Here is a 19,290-nt window from a genome sequence, read left to right as displayed (position 1 = left end):
CGTACGGCGGGATGATCAGCCGTGCTTGGCGCGGCTCGCGGCCCGCGCGCGCTCGCGGCCGTCCAGGTTGACCTTGCGAATGCGCACGGCCTCCGGGGTCACCTCGACGCACTCGTCGTCGCGGCAGAACTCCAGGGACTGCTCCAGGGAGAGCTTGCGCGGCGGGACGATCGCCTCGAACGAGTCGGCCGAGGAAGACCGCATGTTCGTGAGCTTCTTCTCCTTGGTGATGTTCACGTCCATGTCGTCGGAACGCGAGTTCTCACCGACGATCATGCCCTCGTACACCTCGGTGCCGGGGTCCGTGAACAGCACACCGCGCTCCTGGAGATTCGTCATCGCGAACGCGGTGACGGCGCCGGAGCGGTCGGCGACGAGCGAGCCGTTGTTACGGGTCGTCAGGGTGCCGAACCACGGCTCGTGGCCCTCGTGGATGGAGTGGGCGATGCCCGTGCCGCGCGTGCCGGTCAGGAACTCCGTACGGAACCCGATGAGACCGCGGGACGGCACGACGAACTCCATGCGGACCCAGCCGGAGCCGTGGTTCGACATGTTGTCCATCCGGCCCTTGCGGACGCCCATGAGCTGCGTGACCGCGCCCATGTGCTCCTCGGGCACGTCGATCGTCATGCGCTCGACGGGCTCGTACGTCTTGCCGTCGACGTCCTTGGTGACGACCTGCGGCTTGCCGATGGTCAGCTCGAAGCCCTCGCGGCGCATCTGCTCGACCAGGATGGCGAGCGCCAGCTCACCACGGCCCTGCACCTCCCAGGCGTCGGGACGCTCGGTGTCGATGACCCGGAGGCTGACGTTACCGACCAGCTCACGGTCGAGGCGGTCCTTGACCTGGCGGGCGGTGACCTTGCGGTCCTTGACCGCGGCCTTGTTCTCCGCGCCCTTGCCGGTGCCACCGCGGCCGACCAGCGGCGAGGTGTTCGTACCGATGGTCATCGAGATCGCCGGCTCGTCGACCGTGATCAGCGGCAGCGCGATCGGGTTCTCGGTGTCGGCGAGGGTCTCGCCGATCATGATGTCCGGGATACCGGCGACGGCGCAGATGTCACCGGGGCCGGCCACCTCGGCGGGCTTGCGGGTGAGCGCCTCGGTCATCATCAGCTCGGTGATGCGGACGTTGGACATGGTGCCGTCGCGCTTGATCCAGGTGACGGTCTGGCCCTTGCGCAGCTCGCCCTGCTCGACGCGGAGCAGCGCGATACGGCCCAGGAAGTTGTCGGCGTCCAGGTTGGTGACGTGCGCCTGGAGCGGGGCCTCCGCGTCGTACGACGGGGCCGGGACGTGCGACAGGATCGTGGAGAAGAACGGCTCCAGGCTGTTGCTGTCGGCCGGGACGGTGCCGTCCTCCGGCTTGGTCAGCGAGGCGACACCGTCACGCGCACACGCGTAGACGATGGGGAACTCGATCTGGTCCTCGTCGGCGTCGAGGTCGAGGAAGAGGTCGTAGGTCTCGTTGACGACCTCGTCGATGCGTGAGTCCGCGCGGTCCGTCTTGTTGATGCACAGGATGACCGGCAGGCGCTGCTGGAGCGCCTTGCGGAGCACGAAGCGGGTCTGCGGCAGCGGGCCCTCGGAGGCGTCGACGAGCAGGACCACCGCGTCGACCATCGACAGACCGCGCTCGACCTCACCGCCGAAGTCGGCGTGGCCGGGGGTGTCGATGATGTTGATGGTGATGACGTCGCCGCCATCCTTCGGGTGGTACTTCACCGCCGTGTTCTTGGCGAGGATCGTGATGCCCTTCTCACGCTCCAGGTCGTTCGAGTCCATCATGCGGTCGTCGAGCGACTCGGCGGCGTGCGCGGCGAAGGCACCGGCCTGCTTGAGCATGGCGTCGACCAGAGTGGTCTTGCCGTGGTCGACGTGGGCGACGATGGCGACGTTGCGGATGTCGTGACGCGTTTCGGTCACAGCCATAGTGAGGCGCTTCTCCCGGAGTGTGCGGACGGCCCGCGATGACGTCTGTGCTGACATCTGTCGCGCGGACCCTGCCGGGCTGGACACGCCACGGCCTCACCCCATGGTACGGGGCCGCGAGGGCAAGGGCTCCCCGGGCCGCCGGGGACCGGCCCGGAACAGGCCCGGGACCAGCCCCGGAACGGCTCAGCAACCCCCGGTGTGTGACTCAGACCTCCTCGGCCGCCGCCCGCGAACCGGCCGGACACGACTTCTCGGCCGCGACCCGCCCGGCCGCGCCGTCCGGCGACACCTCGCAGGACAGGAACCCCTGGCCGACCGTCTCCCAGGTGCGGACATGGCCGCGCACCGGCTCGGCGTCCCCGCAGGTGCAGGCGAAGTCGGCGTCGACGAACCCGATCTGCCGCCAGAGGTAGTACGCGCCTTCGAGCTCCCCCGCATGCCGGCCGAAGGCCGTCTCCTCGGGCACCTCTTCCTCGTCCGGGCCCGCGAGCGGCTCGTCCACCTCCAGATGAGCGCCCAGCGCCTCGATCACCCGGCCCGGAGCCACCCCTCGGGGCGCACCGGTCACCGTGGGCCGGTGGGCCGTTTCCGTGTCCAGCGGCTCCAGCCGGGTCTCGTAGGAGTCCGTCCCCTCCGCGAAGGTGACCGGCTCGCCCAGTGCCGTCAGCTGCGTCCGGTGCCGGACCCCGGACCAGGCGTACTCGCCGGTCGCGCAGGACGACGCGGCCCGTGCGCGCCCGCCGTCCCAGGGGCCCCGTCACCGGACCCACCCGTGCAGGCCGTCGCGCCCACCGCCACCATCGCCGGCACCGCCGCCGGCGCGACCGCCGCGCGGCTCCGCCGTACCGATCCGTGTCCCGCCCGGGCCTTCCCCTCCCCGTACGGCCGCCGCCGCCCGCGTGGACACGGGCGGCGGCGGCCGAGCTCTCCGGGGCGTGATCTCCTACTTCGCCGTGGGGCTCCCCGTCGGCCGGGCCGGGCCCTTCGCGCCCTTCTTCAGGAAGCCCATGTCCTCGTAGACCGGGGTCTGGAAGCCGAAGGCGCCGGCGTTCGCGAGGGTGGTGCGGGCGGCGACGAGCTGAGGCCGCTGGTAGAGCGGGATGGACCCGGCGGCGGCCCAGATGCGGGCGTCGGCCTTGCGGATCAGGGAGCGGGTCTCGGACTCGTCGAGGGTGGCGACGGCCTGGTCGAAGAGCTGGTCAACCCGGTCCGTGCCGACCCGCGTGTAGTTCTGCTCGACGCTCAGCGAGCCGTCGGCGGCGGGCACCGGCTTGGCGTAGATCGGCCGGGCGTCGGTGGCGGGATACGCGGAGGTCGGCCAGGAGTACAGCGCGAGGTCGTACTGCCCGTTCGCGATGTGGTCCTTGAAGTAGCTCTCGTCGGCGACCTTGGTGATCTCCGTACGGATCCCGACGCGGTCCAGCATGACCGCGATCCGCTGCCCGACGGCCCGCAGCGACTCGGTGCCCGGCCCGGCCGGCAGCACGAACCGCAGCGTCAGCAGCTTGCCGTTCTTGGCGAGCGGCCCCCGCGCGGCGTCGGCGGGCGCCCGCGTCCCCCGAGGGGCGTACGCGCCGGGCGCACTGCCCGGCTTGAACTGCTTGCCGTCCTGGGCGAGGTTCTCGTCGGCGTCGTAGGGCTTGTTGTCGTCCCCGACGATGTACGTGCCCTCGTCCCCGGCGTCGCCGGAGCGTTCCCCGCCGCCCTTCTCGTCCTTCTTCTGGTCCTTCTTCGCGTCCTCGTCCCCCTCGGCGCCGGCGGCCTTCTTGCCCTCAGCGGCGGGCTTGAGGGGGCCGCCCTTCTCCCAGCCGGCGTCGGCGAGGAGGGCGCGGGCCTCGTCGGTGTCCTGGCCGCCGAGAGCGCCGCTGTTGTCGGCGTAGGCCGCCTGCCCGGCGAGGGCGAGGTGGCTGCCGACGGGTTCGGCGGGCAGGCCGAGGGGCTTGAGGACGAGCGCGGCGAGCTTCTCCCGGTCGATGGCACGGGCCACCGCGCGGCGGACGCGCTCGTCGGAGAGGGGGCCCTCGGAGCCGTTCAGGGCGAGCTGGGTGAAGGCGGGCTCCAGGGAACGGCGGACGGCGAAGCCGCGCAGCGCGGACTGCTCGGCGGTGTACGCGGCGAGCGCCTCGCGCCGCTTCTTCCGGGCGCCGGTCTCGTCGTCCGCGGCCTCCTCGTCCGAGCCGTGGGCGATGGCCCAGGACCGCAGCGACTTCGCGGGGGTCAGACCGGAGTCGGGGCCGTGCGCGGGACTGCCCTCGTGGGCGAGGGGGCTGCTCTGCGAGAGCGGGCCGGCGCCCTGCGACTTCTTCTTCCCGGGGGCGGCGAGCATGATCCGCTCGGCCTGCGAAGAGTCGATCTCGGCGATGTCGACCTTGCCCTCGGCCAGCGCCTTCGCCCGTTCGGCGCGCGGCACGGCACGCAGCACCAGCTGGGAGAGCTTGGCGCTGCGGCCCCACCAGCGGGGGTTGCGGGCGAGCGTGACCTCGCCGCCCTCGCGGTCGATCTCCTTCAGCGCGAACGGACCGGCGGTGACCTTGAGCTTCTTGCGGGCGCCGTCGTTGAAGGAGTCGGGCGTGCCCATGACCTGCTTCGGGTACAGCGGCGAGAACAGCGACTTCCAGTCGGCGTACGGACGGGCGAAGGTGACCCGGACCTCCAGGTCGTTGTCGCCGCGTTCGATCTTCTCGATGCGCTCGTAGCCGGCGTTCCGGGCCGTCCAGTACGCGGAGTCCTTGCCGGACAGGGCCCGCCACTGCGCGACGAAGTCGGCGGCGCCGATCTCCCGCCCGTCGCTCCACACCGCTTCCTGGTTGAGCTTGTAGAGGACGACCTGCCGGGGCTCGCGCTCGACGACCTCCGCGGACTCCACGTAGTCGGAGTTCAGCTGGGGGCGTCCGCTGGTGTCGAGGCGGTACATCGACGGCAGTACGGCGCCCGCGATCCGTGACGTGGCCGGGTCGGCGTCCGCCTGGAAGGTGTTCAGGGTCTCCGGTACGGCGTCCACGGCCCAGCGCAGGGTGCCGCCGTCGGCGACGAGGTTCCGCGCGGCGGGCGCGATGTCCTGCTCGGCGGCGGGCCGGCCCGCCGGGTCCTCCTCGCCGCACCCGCTCAGCAGGGGCATCGTGAGCACACCGGCGGCCAGGAACGCCAGGGAGCGGCGCGCGGCGCGCGGTCGTACGCGGTCGTGTCGATCGCGGTCGTGGGGAATCGGCATCACTGCGACCTCCTCGCTCCGCGGTGGGAGAACGGGGACGGGGGTGGCTCTGATCACGTTCGGCCGTATATGGAGCTGATCAGACGGATGCGGCCCACTGAAGAGGACGGGGCCCCGGCGGGGCGGCCGACACGACGGGGGGCGCGCCGGAACCCACCCGTTTGGCTGCGCCGGCTCCAGGGGGTGCGTAGGTGTTTCGGCCGCGCGTGAGTGGGGGCTGGTCGCGCAGTTCCCCGCGCCCCTGAAAGAGGCCTGCGGCCCTTTCGGGACGAAAAGCTCGGGGCGCAAGCCCCTGCTTTTCAGGGGTGCGGGGAACTGCGCGAGAGGCACCACCGGACCCGCACCCGCCCACGCACCCCACCCGGCGAAGCCCACCCGCGCAAAAGAAAACCGCAATCCGCTTCCCACCGGCCGGTGTGACGCGCAACACTCGCAGGCGCATGAACATTGCCGCCTTGGGGCTCCGATCCCCGTGAAAGCGAGGGCAAGTCATGTCCGTGCACGACGACTTGGCGTCGGTCCGGCGCTGCCTGGACGAGCTGACCCGGTCCGTACGCCGCCTGGAGCAGCAACTCGGCGGCGCCGGCCTGGAGATACGCCGCGTCCGAACCGACGCCGACCATCTGCGCGAGAGCATCGCGCTGCTCGGCGAGGCCGCCCCCGAGCTGGCGAAGCCGCGCCGCCCCGACCTCGTCCCCATCCCCGACACCCCGTACGACAGTTCCCTGTGGACGGACTCCGACGACGAGGGGCTCGGCTCCCGCGACCGCCGCGCCCCCTGACCGCGCCACCGCCCACCGAGACGACCGCATCCAACCGACCGCCCGACCGGGAGTCCCCCGTTGGCCACTGGTACGGAACCACCCGCAACAGAACCCCATCCACCGCGCGGCGGCGTGCGGAACCGTACGCGCGCCGCGATCTCCGCCCCGCATCTGCGCACCGACCGCTGGTGGCTGGCCCCCGCCGCCACGGCCGCCGGACTGCTCGCCTTCATCGTGTACTCGACCTGGCGGGCCTTCGCCGACGAGCACTACTACGCGGCCCCCTACGTCTCGCCGTTCTACTCGCCCTGTCTGGCGGAACGCTGCGAGCCCATGCGCGGCGGCCCCAACTGGGAGATCCTCGGCGGCTGGTGGGGCCTCTCGCCGGCGATCATCATCCTGATCTTCCCACTCGGCTTCCGCCTGACCTGCTACTACTACCGCAAGGCCTACTACCGCGGCTTCTGGGCGTCCCCGCCCGCCTGCGCGGTGGCCGAGCCGCACCAGAAGTACTCCGGTGAGACCCGCTTCCCGCTGATCCTGCAGAACCTCCACCGGTACTTCTTCTACGCGGCCCTCCTCGTCGCCGGCATCCTCACCTACGACACGGTGCTGGCCTTCCGCGACGAGCACTACGAGTGGGGCCACATGGGTCTCGGCACCCTGGTGTTCCTCGTCAACATCGTGCTGATCTGGGCGTACACCCTGTCCTGCCACTCGTGCCGGCACATCGTCGGCGGCAAGCTCAAGCACTTCTCCAGGCATCCCGTGCGCTATCGGATGTGGAGCTGGGTCGGGAAGCTCAACGCCCGCCATATGCAGCTGGCCTGGGCGTCCCTGATCAGCGTGGGACTCGCCGACTTCTATGTGTACCTGGTCGCGTCCGGCGCCTTCGACGATCCGAGGTTGTTCTGATGTCCGTGGTCGAACGACAGGAGTGGGACGTCGTCGTGATCGGCGCCGGCGGCGCCGGACTGCGCGCCGCGATCGAGGCCCGTGAGCGGGGCGCCCGGACGGCCGTGATCTGCAAGTCCCTGTTCGGCAAGGCCCATACGGTGATGGCCGAGGGCGGCATCGCGGCCGCGATGGGCAATGTCAACTCCGGTGACAACTGGCAGGTCCACTTCCGCGACACCATGCGCGGCGGCAAGTTCCTCAACCAGTGGCGGATGGCCGAGCTGCACGCCCGAGAGGCCCCCGACCGGGTGTGGGAACTGGAGACCTGGGGCGCCCTCTTCGACCGTACGAAGGACGGCCGGATCTCGCAGCGCAACTTCGGCGGCCACGAGTACCCGCGCCTGGCGCATGTCGGCGACCGTACGGGACTCGAACTCATCCGCACCCTCCAGCAGAAGATCGTCGCGCTCCAGCAGGAGGACCACAAGGAGACCGGTGACTACGAGTCCCGGCTGAAGGTCTTCCAGGAGTGCACGGTCACCCGGGTCCTCAAGGACGGTGCGCGGGTCTCCGGGGTCTTCGGCTACGAGCGCGAGTCGGGCCGTTTCCTCGTCCTCGAAGCGCCGGCCGTGGTGATCGCCACCGGGGGCATCGGCAAGTCCTTCAAGGTGACCTCGAACTCGTGGGAGTACACGGGCGACGGCCACGCGCTGGCCCTGCTCGCGGGCGCGCCGCTGCTGAACATGGAGTTCGTGCAGTTCCATCCGACGGGCATGGTCTGGCCGCCGTCGGTGAAGGGCATCCTGGTCACGGAGTCGGTGCGCGGGGACGGCGGGGTGCTCAGGAACTCCGAGAACAAGCGGTTCATGTTCGACTACATCCCGGACGTGTTCAAGGAGAAGTACGCGGAGTCCGAGGAGGAGGGCGACCGCTGGTACGAGGACCCGGACCACAACCGGCGCCCGCCCGAGCTGCTGCCGCGCGACGAGGTGGCGCGGGCCATCAACGCCGAGGTGAAGGCGGGCCGGGGCTCCCCGCACGGCGGGGTCTTCCTGGACGTGTCCACCCGGATGCCGGCGGAGACCATCCGGCGCCGGCTCCCCTCGATGTACCACCAGTTCAAGGAGCTGGCGGACGTCGACATCACGGCGGAGGCCATGGAGGTCGGGCCGACCTGTCACTACGTGATGGGCGGGATCGCGGTCGAGTCGGACACGGCGGCGGCACGCGGGGTGCCGGGCCTGTTCGCGGCCGGTGAGGTGGCCGGCGGCATGCACGGCTCCAACCGGCTGGGCGGCAACTCCCTCTCCGACCTGCTGGTGTTCGGCCGCCGGGCGGGGCTGCACGCGGCCGGGTACGCGGCGGGTCTCGGCGGCGCACGCCCCCCGGTGGACGACACACAGATCGACACGGCCGCCGCCGAGGCACTGCGCCCGTTCTCCGCCGAGGGCCCGGCGCCCGGGCAGACCGAAGCGGCCTCGGGCCGGCCGCCGGAGAACCCGTACACCCTCCATCAGGAGCTCCAGCAGGCCATGAACGACCTGGTCGGCATCATCCGCCGCGAGGGCGAGATGGAGCAGGCGCTGCGGAAGCTGGCCGATCTGCGGGTGCGGGCGCGCCGGGCGGGGGTGGAGGGGCACCGGCAGTTCAACCCCGGCTGGCACCTCGCCCTCGATCTGCGGAACATGCTGCTGGTCAGCGAGTGTGTGGCGCGGGCGGCGCTGGAGCGTACGGAGTCCCGCGGCGGTCACACCCGTGAGGACCATCCGACGATGGACCGCCTCTGGCGCCGGGTCAACCTGGTCTGCCGGCTCGCCGACCCGACGGGCGGACCGGAGACCTGGGATCCCGCCGTCGGGCAGATCGCCCTCACCCGTGAGACCACCGAAGCCATCCGTCCCGACCTGCTCGCCCTCTTCGACAAGGAGGAGCTGGTCAAGTACCTCGCCGAAGAGGAGCTGTACGAGTGAGCGGCTACCAGGCCCGGTTCAAGGTGTGGCGGGGCGATGTGGGCGGCGGCGGCCTCGACGACTTCAGGGTCGAGGTCAACGAGGGCGAGGTGGTCCTCGACATCATCCACCGCCTCCAGGCCACCCAGGTCCCCGACCTCGCCGTCCGCTGGAACTGCAAGGCGGGCAAGTGCGGTTCGTGCTCGGCGGAGATCAACGGGCGGCCCCGGCTGATGTGCATGACCCGGATGTCGGTGTTCGAACGGGACGAGACGATCACCGTGACCCCGCTGCGGGCCTTCCCGGTGATCCGGGACCTGGTCACGGACGTCGGGTTCAACTACACCAAGGCGCGCGAGGTGCCGTCCTTCGTGCCGCCGGAGAAGCTCGGCCCCGGCGAGTACCGGATGATGCAGGAGGACGTGGACCGCTCGCAGGAGTTCCGGAAGTGCATCGAGTGCTTCCTCTGCCAGGACACCTGCCATGTCGTCCGCGACCACGAGGAGAACAAGACGGCCTTCGCCGGCCCCCGTTTCCTGATGCGCGTCGCCGAACTGGACATGCACCCGCTGGACGCGGCCGAGGACACCGGCCTGGACCGCAAGGCCACCGCCCAGGACGAACACGGCCTCGGCTACTGCAACATCACCAAGTGCTGCACGGAGGTGTGCCCCGAGGGCATCAAGATCACGGACAACGCGCTGATCCCGCTGAAGGAGCGCGCCGTCGACCGCAAGTACGACCCGCTGGTGTGGCTGGGCTCGAAGATCAGGAGGCGTACGTCCGCGGCTCCGGACCGGTGACGACGAGGACCTGCCCGGCCCCGGTCGGGGCGAGGATTCGCCCTGCCGGGGTCGTCACGGGGTGATGACCCGGCCGGGGCGGGTCGCGAGGTACGACAGCACGGTGTTCGTGACGATCAGGAGCAGGCCCGCGATCCCGAAGACCTCCGCGCGTTCGGCCGCCGCCATGCCGACGCACCACAGGCACAGGCCCGCACCGCCGGCGAGCGTGGCGTAACCCCACAGCACGGGTCGTAGCGTGCCGCGCCGCAGCCACGGCAGCAACCATCCCGTACGGATCGCGGCGACCCCGAACACGACCGTGGCCACCACCGCCGCCGCGAGACATCCGATCCCGATGTTCGTCAGCATGCCCTGCCCCACCCCCCTGCCTCCTCCGCCTCCCCGACTCGACGATCATGGCATGCCCCCGCCATCGGCACAGGGCCCGGCGGCACAGGGTCCGGCGTCCCCGGTCCGCCCCACCCCGCTCGCGACCGCGCGAGAGCGGCCATACGCTCCCAAATGTGACGTCGCGTCCGAGAAGAGGCCGAGCGCGGGGCGCCACGTCGCACATAGCCGTGCGTCTGGCCCACACCGTGTTCGGCGGCCTCGCAGCCATGGCCTGGCTGCTCCTGCCCACGGCCACCGAACCGGCCGGTGTCCGGCCCACGGGACCGCCGCCCGACGAGCGGCTCGTGACCCCGGTCGTCGGCGTACGCCCCCTGCGCCCCGGCTTCGTCGAGGGGCCCATGGTCCCGGCCCCGCCCGCACCGGCCGCTGTCGGTCCGCGGTTCGTGGCGGCCACGGACGACGGGGCGACCTCCGGGTCGGCGGTCGCCCCGGACGGCGACGAGACCTCCGGGGCGGACCTGGTCCTGCCGGTGGCCGCCGCGGGCACGGCGGTGGCGCTGGCCGCGTACTCCCTCGTACGGCGCCGGCGCCGCGCCCGGCTGCGCACGACCCCGAGGGGTGCCTTCGTACCGCCGGCCGCCCCCCTGCCCGACCTCCACAGCCGCGCGCGGCGCCTGCTCGTCGAGACGGACGACAGCGTCCGCACGAGCACGGAGGAACTCCGCTTCGCCGCGGCCAGACCGGGCCGCACGACCACCGCCCCACCCGGGAACGCTCCGCCGGACCACACCGAGACCGATCCCCCCGGGCCGAAGGCCGAAGACCACACCACATCCCCGGAAGCGGCACCCGCCGACCACGACGCCCCCCGCCCTCACCCGGACCACCCACCGGCCGACACCGACCCCGCCGAGCCCCGGCCGGACCACCCCGACACGAAGGCTTGGCCGGACCGTACCGACGCCGCACCGCCCCCTTCCGGCCCCACAGCCAACGCGGCGCACCCGGAGGGACCGGAGAAGCCGACAGAGGCTGAACCGACCGGAACCGTCCCGGAGGAACCGGCCGAGCCGACCCCGCACGGGCCGGCCGGAGGGCCGCCGGAGGGAGCGCCCGACGCACCCTCGGAGGAGTCGGCCGAGGCCCACTCGACGAGGTCGGCCGAGGCGCACCGAGATGGAGCCGCCGACACGTACCCGGAGAAGTCGGCCGGAAGGCGTCCAGGAGCGGCCGGCGAGGTCCCCCCGGTCGGGTCGATCGCGCTGGACCCCGCCCAGCCCTTCGCGGAGACGCCCGCGGTGCGGGACGCGGTGGCGCCGTTCGTGGAGGCCTTGGCGGATGCGCGGGGGGAGCTGGGGGCGGCTTTCCGGGCGGGGCTGCGGCTGGACGAGGGGCACGGGGAGCCGGCGGCCGACGAGGAACGCGCGCTGCTGGAGGAGATCCTCACCCGGTGCACGACGGCACAGCGGCGGCTCGACACGGCGACGCCCGCCTTCGACCAACTCCGCGCCCTGGAGCGGGACATCACTCCGGCCCTGGAACACGCGGAGACCCGCTTCCGCGAGCTGACCGGCCGTACGGCGACCGCCGCCTCCACCCTCGTGACCCTCCGCGACGAGTACGCCCCGGCCGTCTCCCTCCCGGTCACCGGCCATGTCGAACAGGCCAAGGACCGCCTGGTCTTCGCCACCACCGAGCTGAACCGGGCCCGGCAGGCCGCCTACCCCGGTGACCTGGGCACCGCCGCCGTACATCTGAGGGCGGCCGAGGGCGCGATCGACCAGGCGGACCTGTTCGTCGGCGGGGTGGAGCGGCTGGCCGCCGAGCTGGCAGAGGCCAGCGCGACCGCCGCCGCCGAGCAGGGCTCCCCGTCCGCCGACCCTCTGGACGCCCTCCGCGACCGAGGCGACTGGCTCCTGCCGGCCCGCAGCGCGGTCGCCGCAGCGGCCGACTTCGTCACCACGCACCGGGGAGCGGTGGGCGCACCGGCCAGAACCCGGCTGTCGGAGGCGGAACGGCACTTGACGGACGGGCAGCCCCAGCGGGCCCACGCCCTCGCCCAAGAGGCCCGGCGGCTGGCCGAGCAGGACGTCCGGGCGTACGGCAATCCGTACGGCGGCCCGGTCGGCGACGGACTGGCGGGTGCCCTCCTGGGCGGCATCATCCTCGGCGAGCCTCCCGACGGCACCGGCCGGGCCGACCTGCGCGGCCCCGCCTGCTTCGGCGGTACGGCGACCCGGGCCCGCAGGACAGCGGGCGGCCAGTTCTGAGGAAGCGGCTCCACACCCGCGCCCCAAGGGGCGCGGGGAACCGCGCGGCAAACCCCCACCGACGGCCACCGCGACCACTCCCCCGCGACGGCCACGACCGGACCCGGCCTAGAACAGGCTCAGCAACGCCTCCGCCGGATCGGTCAGCCCGTGCTCCCCGCCCGGCAGCGGCAGTTCGAACCACACCGTCTTGCCGCGAGGCGTCCGCCGGGACCCCCACGCCGCGGAGAGCAGCCCGACGAGCTGCAGCCCGCGCCCGCCCTCGTCCGTGTCGCGGGCCCGGCGCCGACGCGGCTGCACCAGCCCCGCGTCCCATACCTCGCACACCAGCGTCCGGTCGAGCAGCAGCCGCAGCCGTATCTCCCCCTCGCCGTACCGGAGGGCGTTGGTGACCAGCTCGCTGACCAGCAGCTCCGCCGTGTCGACGAGCGGTTCCAGGTCCCACGCCTGCAGCCGCGCGCGGGCGTACTCCCGCGCCCGGCCCACGCTGCGCGGCTCACGCGGCAGCGTCCAGTCGCCGACGGAGTCCTCCGGCAGCCCCTGCACCCGGGCCATCAGCAGCGCGATGTCGTCCTCGCCGTGGTGGGTGTCGAGGGTGTTGAGGACGTGGTCGCAGACGTCCTCCAGGGACCGGGGGGTGTCGGAGCGCAGCGCGGTGGGCGGCTGGGCGGGGTCGGTGAGAGCGCCGACGAACGCCTGGAGGCCCTCGTCCAGGGGGTGGTCGCGCGATTCGACCAGTCCATCCGTGTAGAGCGCCAACAGTGCGCCTTCGGGTAGTTCGACCTCCACCTCCTCGAACGGCTCGCCGCCGACTCCGAGCGGCATGCCGGGCGGCACGTCGAGCATCAGCGCGCTCTCGCCGGGCTCGACCAGCACCGGCGGCAGATGGCCCGCGTTGGCGAAGGTGCAGCGCCGGGTGACGGAGTCGTAGACGGCGTAGACGCAGGTGGCGAGGTAGACCTCGGAGAGGTCCTTGTCGCGGGGCCGGCCGGCGGAGGTACGGCTGGCGGACTGGACGCCGCCGGGGGTGCCGAGGCCCCGGGCGATCTCGTCGAGCGCCGAGAGGACCTCGGCGGGTTCGAGATCCAGCAGGGCCAACGTGCGAACGGCCGTACGAAGTTCACCCATCGCCACCGCTGCCCGCAGTCCGCGGCCCATCACGTCGCCGACGACGAGTGCCGTGCGGTGGCCGGGGAGTTCGATGACGTCGAACCAGTCGCCGCCGACCTCGGTGGCCGCGTTGCCCGGCAGATAGCGGCAGGCGATGTCGAGCCCGGAGGCCTCGGGGTCGCCCGGGGGGAGCAGGGAGCGCTGGAGGATGAGGGCGCGTTCGTGCTCACGGCGGTACAGGCGCGCGTTGTCGATGCAGACGGCGGCGCGCGCGGCCAGTTCGACGGCGAGGGCCCGGTCGCGTTCCCCGAACGGCTCGCTGCCCTTGGTGCGGGAGAACTGCACGAGTCCGACGACGGTGTCGTGCGCGACCATCGGCACGGCGAGCGTCGACTGGATCAGGCTGCCGTCCTCGGGCACCTGCTGGGGGCGCGCGGTGCGCAGGGCGTCCGCGCAGGGCGAGTTGAACGGGTAGTGGTGGACGGCACCGACGCGTACGGGGGCGGGTCCGCCGACGAAGGGCGCGTCGGAGACGGCGCTGGCGAAGGCGACCCGGCGCAGTTCCGCGCTGCCGTCGGCGAGTCCGGGCGGGGTCTCGTCGCCGACCAGCAGGCCCTGGTAGAGGTCGACGGTGGCGAGGTCGCAGAAGCCGGGGACGACGACGTCGAGGAGTTCGCGGGCGGTGGTCTCCAGGTCGAGGGAGTTGCCGATGCGCGTCCCGGCCTCGTTGAGGAGGGCGAGATTCCGCCGGGCGGCGGCGGCCTCACGGGCGGCGGAGCGGCGGGCCGTGATGTCGGTGGCGAGCCAGGCGATGCCGATGGGCCGGCCGCTGCCGCTGTGCACGCGGAAGAGGTTGATGGACCAGTGGCGGCGCTCCTCGGAGCCGGGCACGAGGCCCGTGATGTGCATGTCGGTGATGGAGTCGCCGGTCTCCATGACCCGGCGCAGGGTCGCCTCGACCCGCTCGGCCTCCGGGGACTGCAGATAGTCGTGGACACCCCGGCCGCGATGGTCGTCGACGTCGCCGCCGTAGACGGCGGCGAAGCGGTGGTTGGCGCGCCGCACCCGGAGATCGGTGTCTATCAGAAGGAACCCGAACGGAGATTGGCCGAAAATAGCCTGCGAAGCGGCAAGGTCGGTCTCGATCCGGCGCAGGGTGCGGACGTCCACGACGATGCACACGGCGGCCCGTTCGCCGCCCTCCACGGTGGTGGGCATCACATAGACCTCGGCGAGCCCCTCCACCCCTTCGGGGCCCGGCATCCGGAAGGGGACCACTCCGGTCCACTCCCGGCCGTCGAGGACCTCGGCCATCTTCCGCTGGCCCTCTGCACGCCGGTCGGGGTCGACGAACGCCTCGATGGGGTCCATCCCCACGGCACTCGCCGCCGTGATGCCGAACAACTGCTCGGCCCGCAGACTCCACTGGTCCACGAGTCCGTCGGGACCGATCGAGAACGAAGCGACCTTGATGTAGTCGTACATGGACCCGGGCGGGCTGGTCTGCCACATCGAGTCACCGGTGCCGTGACCACCCATGACACTCGCGCCGCCGTCGGACACACCGGCACCGGCATCACCACCGCGCGCGCCGGACGCCCCGCCTCCGGACGCCCGATTTCCGGAAGCCTCGCCTCCGGACGTACGTCCCTCGGGCCCGCCGCCCGTCGGCCCGCCGCCCGTTCTGTCGCGTGCGGCCCCGCTGTCGCGCGTGGCTCCGCCCAGGCCGGAATCGCCTGCGGCCTCGGGCCTCGCGCGGTCCGACGGGTTCCTGGAACCCGTGGACTTCGTGGCCTTCGCTGGTATCTCGCTCACGCGAACCGTCCCCTCCAGCTCACCGCGTCCGGCTTCGGTCACCAGGGGCGGCTGCCCGCAGTATCCAGCACTACGGCGCCGCGCAACACGGTGTTCACGATCACAGCACGGTCCCGATCGTTTTTGGACCGGCCGGAACATACTCCCAAGTCTTCTAACCAGGCGTTGCCCCCTCGAACCAAAGACTCCAGCCAGCGCTACTGGCTTGAACCAGTCGGTCGCACGCGCGCCCCGGGGAGCCGCCCCCTCCCCCCGTCCGTACGCCGTGGACTCCCGCCGTGCACCAGGACCTTCGCCCTGTACGCCGACCGGTCCGCTCAGCCGGGAACCGCCAGTTCGAACCAGACCGTCTTGCCCGACTCCCCGGGCCGGGTACCCCAGGCCCGCGCGGAGCAGGCCACCAACTGCAGACCCCGGCCGCTCTCGTCGTCGACGGCGGCCGCGCGCTCACGCGGGGGATCGGGCAGGGGGTCGGAGACCTCGACCAGGAGTGCGCCCGAGGGGCCGACGGGACGCACGAGCCGCACCCCGATGGGTCCCGTGGCATGCCGCAGCGCGTTGGTCACCAGCTCGCTCACCAACAGGGTGGTGATGTCCCCGAGCACGTCGAGCCCCCACGCACGCAGCTGCCCGCGCACCACCGCCCGAGCTCCCCGCACCGCCCCCGGCTCCGCCGGAAAGGTCCACTCGGCGCCGTCGTCTCCGCTGTCGGTCACGCCGATCACTTCCCAGTCCAGAAGCAGACCCTGTCCGGTTTCATGGGGTTAATGGGCACATACCCGATATCCCGCCCGAAGTACCGCGCACGAGGGCGCACTGTGGCACGAACGGCGTAGACGAGCGCAGAACCGGAAGGGCCGCAGGCCCTTCCGAGGGACGCGGGGAACCGCGCGACCGGCCCCCACCGAACCCGCACTCGACCACGCGTCCCCGCGCGGAGCGCGAATGGGGGCGAAGGGGCACCGCACCCGGACAGGGGCGGCACCCGTCAGCCCCCGTCCCCCCAAGCCACCCGCGCCGCCTCCATCACGGCCGGCACGTCCTGGTCGAGCCAGTCGACGTCCCACACCTCGTCCACGGTCAGCCAGCGCAACTCGTCGTGATCCTCCAGCGCCCGGGGCTCCCCGGACAGCAGATGGGCGATCCAGACCCGCAGCACATACCCCGGCCGCACGACCCACTCACCGGGCACGCGCTCCGCGGACTTCGCCTCGACACCCAGCTCTTCCCGCAACTCCCGCACGAGCGCCTGTTCGGGAGACTCGCCGGGCTCCACCTTGCCGCCCGGCAGTTCCCAGCGTCCGGCCAGCTCAGGCGGTGCGCTGCGACGCGCGGCGAGCAGTCGCCCGTCGTTCAGCAGAGCGGCTCCCACCACCACGATCGGTTCGGTCATGCGCGGGAGCCTACGGGAGCGGGGGCGGACACCGGGGCGGGGAAATCAGTTGTTCCCACTCTGCCCGTTCTGGCCGTTCTGCCCGACACGTTCGACCCAGTAGAGCTGCTTGTGACCACGGCTGTCGAGGCTGTCCGCGATCTTCTGCGCCTCGGCACGCGTCGCGTACCTGCCCACCCGGTAGCGATTGCCGTTGTCGTCCTGCCTTATGACGAGCCAGGGAAGAGTGATCGTGCCGTCGTTCATCGACCCCCACCGCTCCTTCCCGCCCCGGCACGCCCAGGTCCCACCCCCGGATGCCGCCGCGCCCCGCCACCTAAGGAAACCGCAATCCGCATATGCCCGAGCGTACGCCTAACCTTTACGCAGCGAATCCGCCTTTTCACAAAGAGGTACGCAACCAGCCAAGACGAGGGGGGCGCACCCCGTCGAACGCGCCGTCGATCACTACCCGCGCGCCCCCCAACGCCGCAACGAGCAGCGGCCCAGCATCATTCGCCCGAAACGGGCCGCCGCCGGACGTCGCACCGCCCCGGCGGCAAGAACGACCGAATTCGAACTACGTTCGGACGAAGCCCCGAGGCTCTGACAAGTCCAACTTCCCTCCGGCAAGGGCCACTTGACCCATGCCCGCGTCATCGTCCCGTACACACGGAATCAGCCGGTTTCCGAACCACCGGCAGCGCGGGCTCACTTCACCGGCAAGTGGTACGCCACCTGGTAGCGGTCCGCGGGGACCACCACATCGGCCGTCTCCACCGGGCGGCCGGAGGCGAAGTACGTGCGATGGACGACCAGGACGACATGGCCGGGGACACCACCGAGGGCGAGCAGCTCCTCGGCGAGGCCGGGGCGGGCGCCGACCTCCTCGGTGACGTTGTCCACGACCACGTCGATGGCCGCCATGCGCTCGACGACGCCCATGCCCCCGAGGGGGCCCTCCTCGGGGAGCATCACGGGGGTGCGGCCGGTGAGGGCGAGGGGCTCCCAGGAGGTGGAGAGCATCATCGTCTCCCCCGCGTCCCGGAAGGTGTACCGGGTGCACATCACGCGGTCGCCGAGCTGGATCGCGAGCCGCTCGGCGACCGTCCGGCCCGCCTCGATCTGCTCGCTGCGCGACTCCCAGGTCCCACGCGCCCCGGAGTCGGCCTGCTCCTGCCGGAAGGGCGTGGCACCGCCGGCGGGCCGGAACCCGGAGCGGGAGACCCGGCGCGGCACCGGCCTCTCCCGGACATACGTGCCCGAGCCGGAGCGGCCCTCCACCAGGCCCTCGGCCATGAGCACCTTGCGGGCCTCCAGCGCGACCGTGTCCGAGACGCCGTACTCCTCGCGGATACGGGCCTGGGACGGGAGACGGGTGTGCGGCGGCAGCGATCCGTTCACGATCTTCCTGCGGAGATCACCCGCGACACGCAGGTACGCCGGCTGCTCACCGAAAGTCACTGGCCGCTCCCATCTGGATGTACAGACAGCAACAGCGTGGCAACCGTGGGTTCGACCATGCAAGCAAAGGCCAGAGAATCACTCGATGTGATGACATGTGACCGGTGAGGGCTTTACGCAGGCACTTTCTCCCCACTATGGGTGCCGTCACACCTCCGCGCCGGGGCCGTCCTCGCCACCGCCGTCACCGGTGTCCTCGTCGTCGTACGCGGGCGGCTCGGTGGCCAGCCCCAGAGCCTCGCGGGCGGTGACCAGCTTCGCGCCGTCGGTCAGCCGGTAGGCCTTGTCCCAGTGGGCGGAGAAGGCGTCGGCGTCGCGCGCGTCGCTCGCCGCCTCCCACTCCTCGCGCGCCCGGTCCAGGGCGTCGGCGTAGTCGCCGACCGCCCGACCCGCGGCGGACTCCCAGTCGTGCGCACGCAGTGCGGAGGCCTGCCGTTCCAGGGCCCCGGCCACCTCCGACGCCCACGCCTGATGCCCGGCCAGGTCGTCCTCGACGTACTCCGTCTCGGGCATGCCGTCGTAGGCGTCGTCCAGGAGCGCGTCGGCCTCCAGGAAGGCGAGCTGGTCGTCGTCGAGGTTCGTGGCGTCCCGGCGCAGCGAACCGGTCAGGCTGCCCTCGGGGTCGATGCTGCCGAACATGCAGGTGACCTCGCGGTCGCCGTACCGCCAGCTCTCCCGGGTGGGCGTGAAGTGGTAGACGTCGACGTCGGCCGGCAGCGCCCAGGTGTCCTTCACATAGGTCTCCGAGAGCGCGTAGCACCGGTCGTCGGCGGTGTCGGTGACCGCGTCGTCGCCGGGGAAGGCGCCGTCCGGCATCGTGAAGTCGGCGAACACCTCCGCGTCGTGCGCGCCCTCGCACGGCACGATGTCGACGTCGTACGCGTATCCCTCCAGGGAGCCGCTCCGCGAGTCGAAGCACTCGCCCCGGGCCACCGAGAAGGTACTGCCCCCGCCGCTCGCGGCGGCGCGGAAGCCGTCCCACGCGTCGCGCGCGCCGCCCGTGGTGAACGCGAGCGTCAGCAGCAGCGCGCCGGTCACCGAGAGGACGATTCCGGCCACCGCCATGCCCTTGCCGCGCTCCCCCTTCCGCCGGATCTGCACCAGCGCGACCACCCCGAGCAGCAGGCCGACGCCCGGCAGGAAGCAGAGCGCGCCGAGCACGAGCGCGGCGATCGCGAGCCCGTTGACGGGCGGGGCGGGCACCGGCGCGGGATACGGCTGCCCCCACGCCTGGCCCCAGGGCTGACCCCAGGGCTGATACGGCCGGGGCCCGTGGGGCGGAGGTGTGGCCACTGGTACAGCTGCTCCTTGCGCAAGGGCGAAGTGGGTCTGCGGGAACCGACAGAGGGGGATCCGACAGAGCGTGA

General features: G+C 72.1%; 15 protein-coding genes. 5 read left to right on the top strand and 10 right to left on the bottom strand.

The window, feature by feature from the left end:
* Positions 1–15: 15 nt before the first annotated feature.
* The 3 genes from typA to J8M51_RS18260 form a co-directional block, all read right to left on the bottom strand.
* Positions 16–1,932, bottom strand: coding sequence for a translational GTPase TypA (gene typA, locus J8M51_RS18270; RefSeq protein WP_086760718.1), 1,917 nt, complete (start codon positions 1,930–1,932; stop codon positions 16–18).
* Positions 1,933–2,140: 208 nt separating this feature from the next.
* Complete coding sequence (locus tag J8M51_RS18265) at positions 2,141–2,503, bottom strand: hypothetical protein (protein WP_143673349.1); 363 nt, start codon at positions 2,501–2,503, stop codon at positions 2,141–2,143.
* A gap of 375 nt (positions 2,504–2,878) precedes the next feature.
* Positions 2,879–5,146, bottom strand: a complete 2,268-nt coding sequence (locus J8M51_RS18260; RefSeq protein WP_086760714.1) for an ABC transporter family substrate-binding protein — start codon at positions 5,144–5,146, stop codon at positions 2,879–2,881.
* 491 nt (positions 5,147–5,637) lie between these two features.
* Between J8M51_RS18260 and J8M51_RS18255 the strand changes: the two genes are divergently transcribed.
* Genes J8M51_RS18255 through J8M51_RS18240 form a run of 4 tightly spaced genes read left to right on the top strand, consistent with a single transcriptional unit; the run spans position 5,638 to position 9,559 of the window.
* Positions 5,638–5,928, top strand: a complete 291-nt coding sequence (locus tag J8M51_RS18255) for a hypothetical protein (RefSeq protein WP_216588205.1) — start codon at positions 5,638–5,640, stop codon at positions 5,926–5,928.
* Positions 5,929–5,988: 60 nt separating this feature from the next.
* Entirely contained in the window at positions 5,989–6,825 is an 837-nt protein-coding gene (locus tag J8M51_RS18250) for a hypothetical protein (protein WP_267299318.1), read from the top strand.
* The gene (locus J8M51_RS18245; protein ID WP_086751686.1) at positions 6,825–8,777 is read left to right on the top strand and encodes a fumarate reductase/succinate dehydrogenase flavoprotein subunit; all 1,953 of its coding nucleotides are present in this window, start codon (positions 6,825–6,827) and stop codon (positions 8,775–8,777) included. Before J8M51_RS18250 ends, J8M51_RS18245 begins: the two co-directional genes overlap by 1 nt.
* The gene (locus J8M51_RS18240) at positions 8,774–9,559 is read left to right on the top strand and encodes a succinate dehydrogenase/fumarate reductase iron-sulfur subunit (protein ID WP_086751689.1); all 786 of its coding nucleotides are present in this window, start codon (positions 8,774–8,776) and stop codon (positions 9,557–9,559) included. Before J8M51_RS18245 ends, J8M51_RS18240 begins: the two co-directional genes overlap by 4 nt.
* A gap of 54 nt (positions 9,560–9,613) precedes the next feature.
* On the opposite strand, the gene J8M51_RS18235 is transcribed toward J8M51_RS18240, so the two are convergent.
* A complete protein-coding gene (locus J8M51_RS18235) occupies positions 9,614–9,910 on the bottom strand; it encodes a hypothetical protein (RefSeq protein WP_086751691.1) in 297 nt (98 codons plus the stop codon).
* Positions 9,911–10,119: 209 nt separating this feature from the next.
* On the opposite strand from J8M51_RS18235, the gene J8M51_RS18230 reads away from it, so the two are divergent.
* Positions 10,120–12,162, top strand: coding sequence for a hypothetical protein (locus J8M51_RS18230; RefSeq protein ID WP_267299317.1), 2,043 nt, complete (start codon positions 10,120–10,122; stop codon positions 12,160–12,162).
* A gap of 108 nt (positions 12,163–12,270) precedes the next feature.
* On the opposite strand, the gene J8M51_RS18225 is transcribed toward J8M51_RS18230, so the two are convergent.
* The 6 genes from J8M51_RS18225 to J8M51_RS18200 all read right to left on the bottom strand — a co-directional run bounded on the left by J8M51_RS18225 (position 12,271) and on the right by J8M51_RS18200 (position 19,216).
* Entirely contained in the window at positions 12,271–15,129 is a 2,859-nt protein-coding gene (locus J8M51_RS18225; protein WP_398856391.1) for a SpoIIE family protein phosphatase, read from the bottom strand.
* 275 nt (positions 15,130–15,404) lie between these two features.
* A complete protein-coding gene (locus J8M51_RS18220) occupies positions 15,405–15,812 on the bottom strand; it encodes an ATP-binding protein (RefSeq protein ID WP_216588201.1) in 408 nt (135 codons plus the stop codon).
* Positions 15,813–16,075: 263 nt separating this feature from the next.
* A complete protein-coding gene (locus J8M51_RS18215) occupies positions 16,076–16,480 on the bottom strand; it encodes a (deoxy)nucleoside triphosphate pyrophosphohydrolase (RefSeq protein WP_216588200.1) in 405 nt (134 codons plus the stop codon).
* A 45-nt stretch (positions 16,481–16,525) separates the two neighbouring features.
* On the bottom strand, positions 16,526–16,726 hold the full coding sequence (locus J8M51_RS18210; protein ID WP_086764779.1) for an SPOR domain-containing protein: 201 nt from the start codon (positions 16,724–16,726) through the stop codon (positions 16,526–16,528).
* Positions 16,727–17,170: 444 nt separating this feature from the next.
* Entirely contained in the window at positions 17,171–17,923 is a 753-nt protein-coding gene (locus tag J8M51_RS18205) for a GntR family transcriptional regulator (RefSeq protein ID WP_216588199.1), read from the bottom strand.
* Positions 17,924–18,070: 147 nt separating this feature from the next.
* Positions 18,071–19,216, bottom strand: coding sequence for a DUF4190 domain-containing protein (locus tag J8M51_RS18200; protein ID WP_216588198.1), 1,146 nt, complete (start codon positions 19,214–19,216; stop codon positions 18,071–18,073).
* Positions 19,217–19,290: the final 74 nt, after the last annotated feature.

The sequence above is a fragment of the Streptomyces griseiscabiei genome (assembly GCF_020010925.1).
Classification (GTDB): Bacteria; Actinomycetota; Actinomycetes; order Streptomycetales; family Streptomycetaceae; genus Streptomyces; species Streptomyces griseiscabiei.
This window is presented reverse-complemented; position numbering and strand designations above follow the sequence as displayed.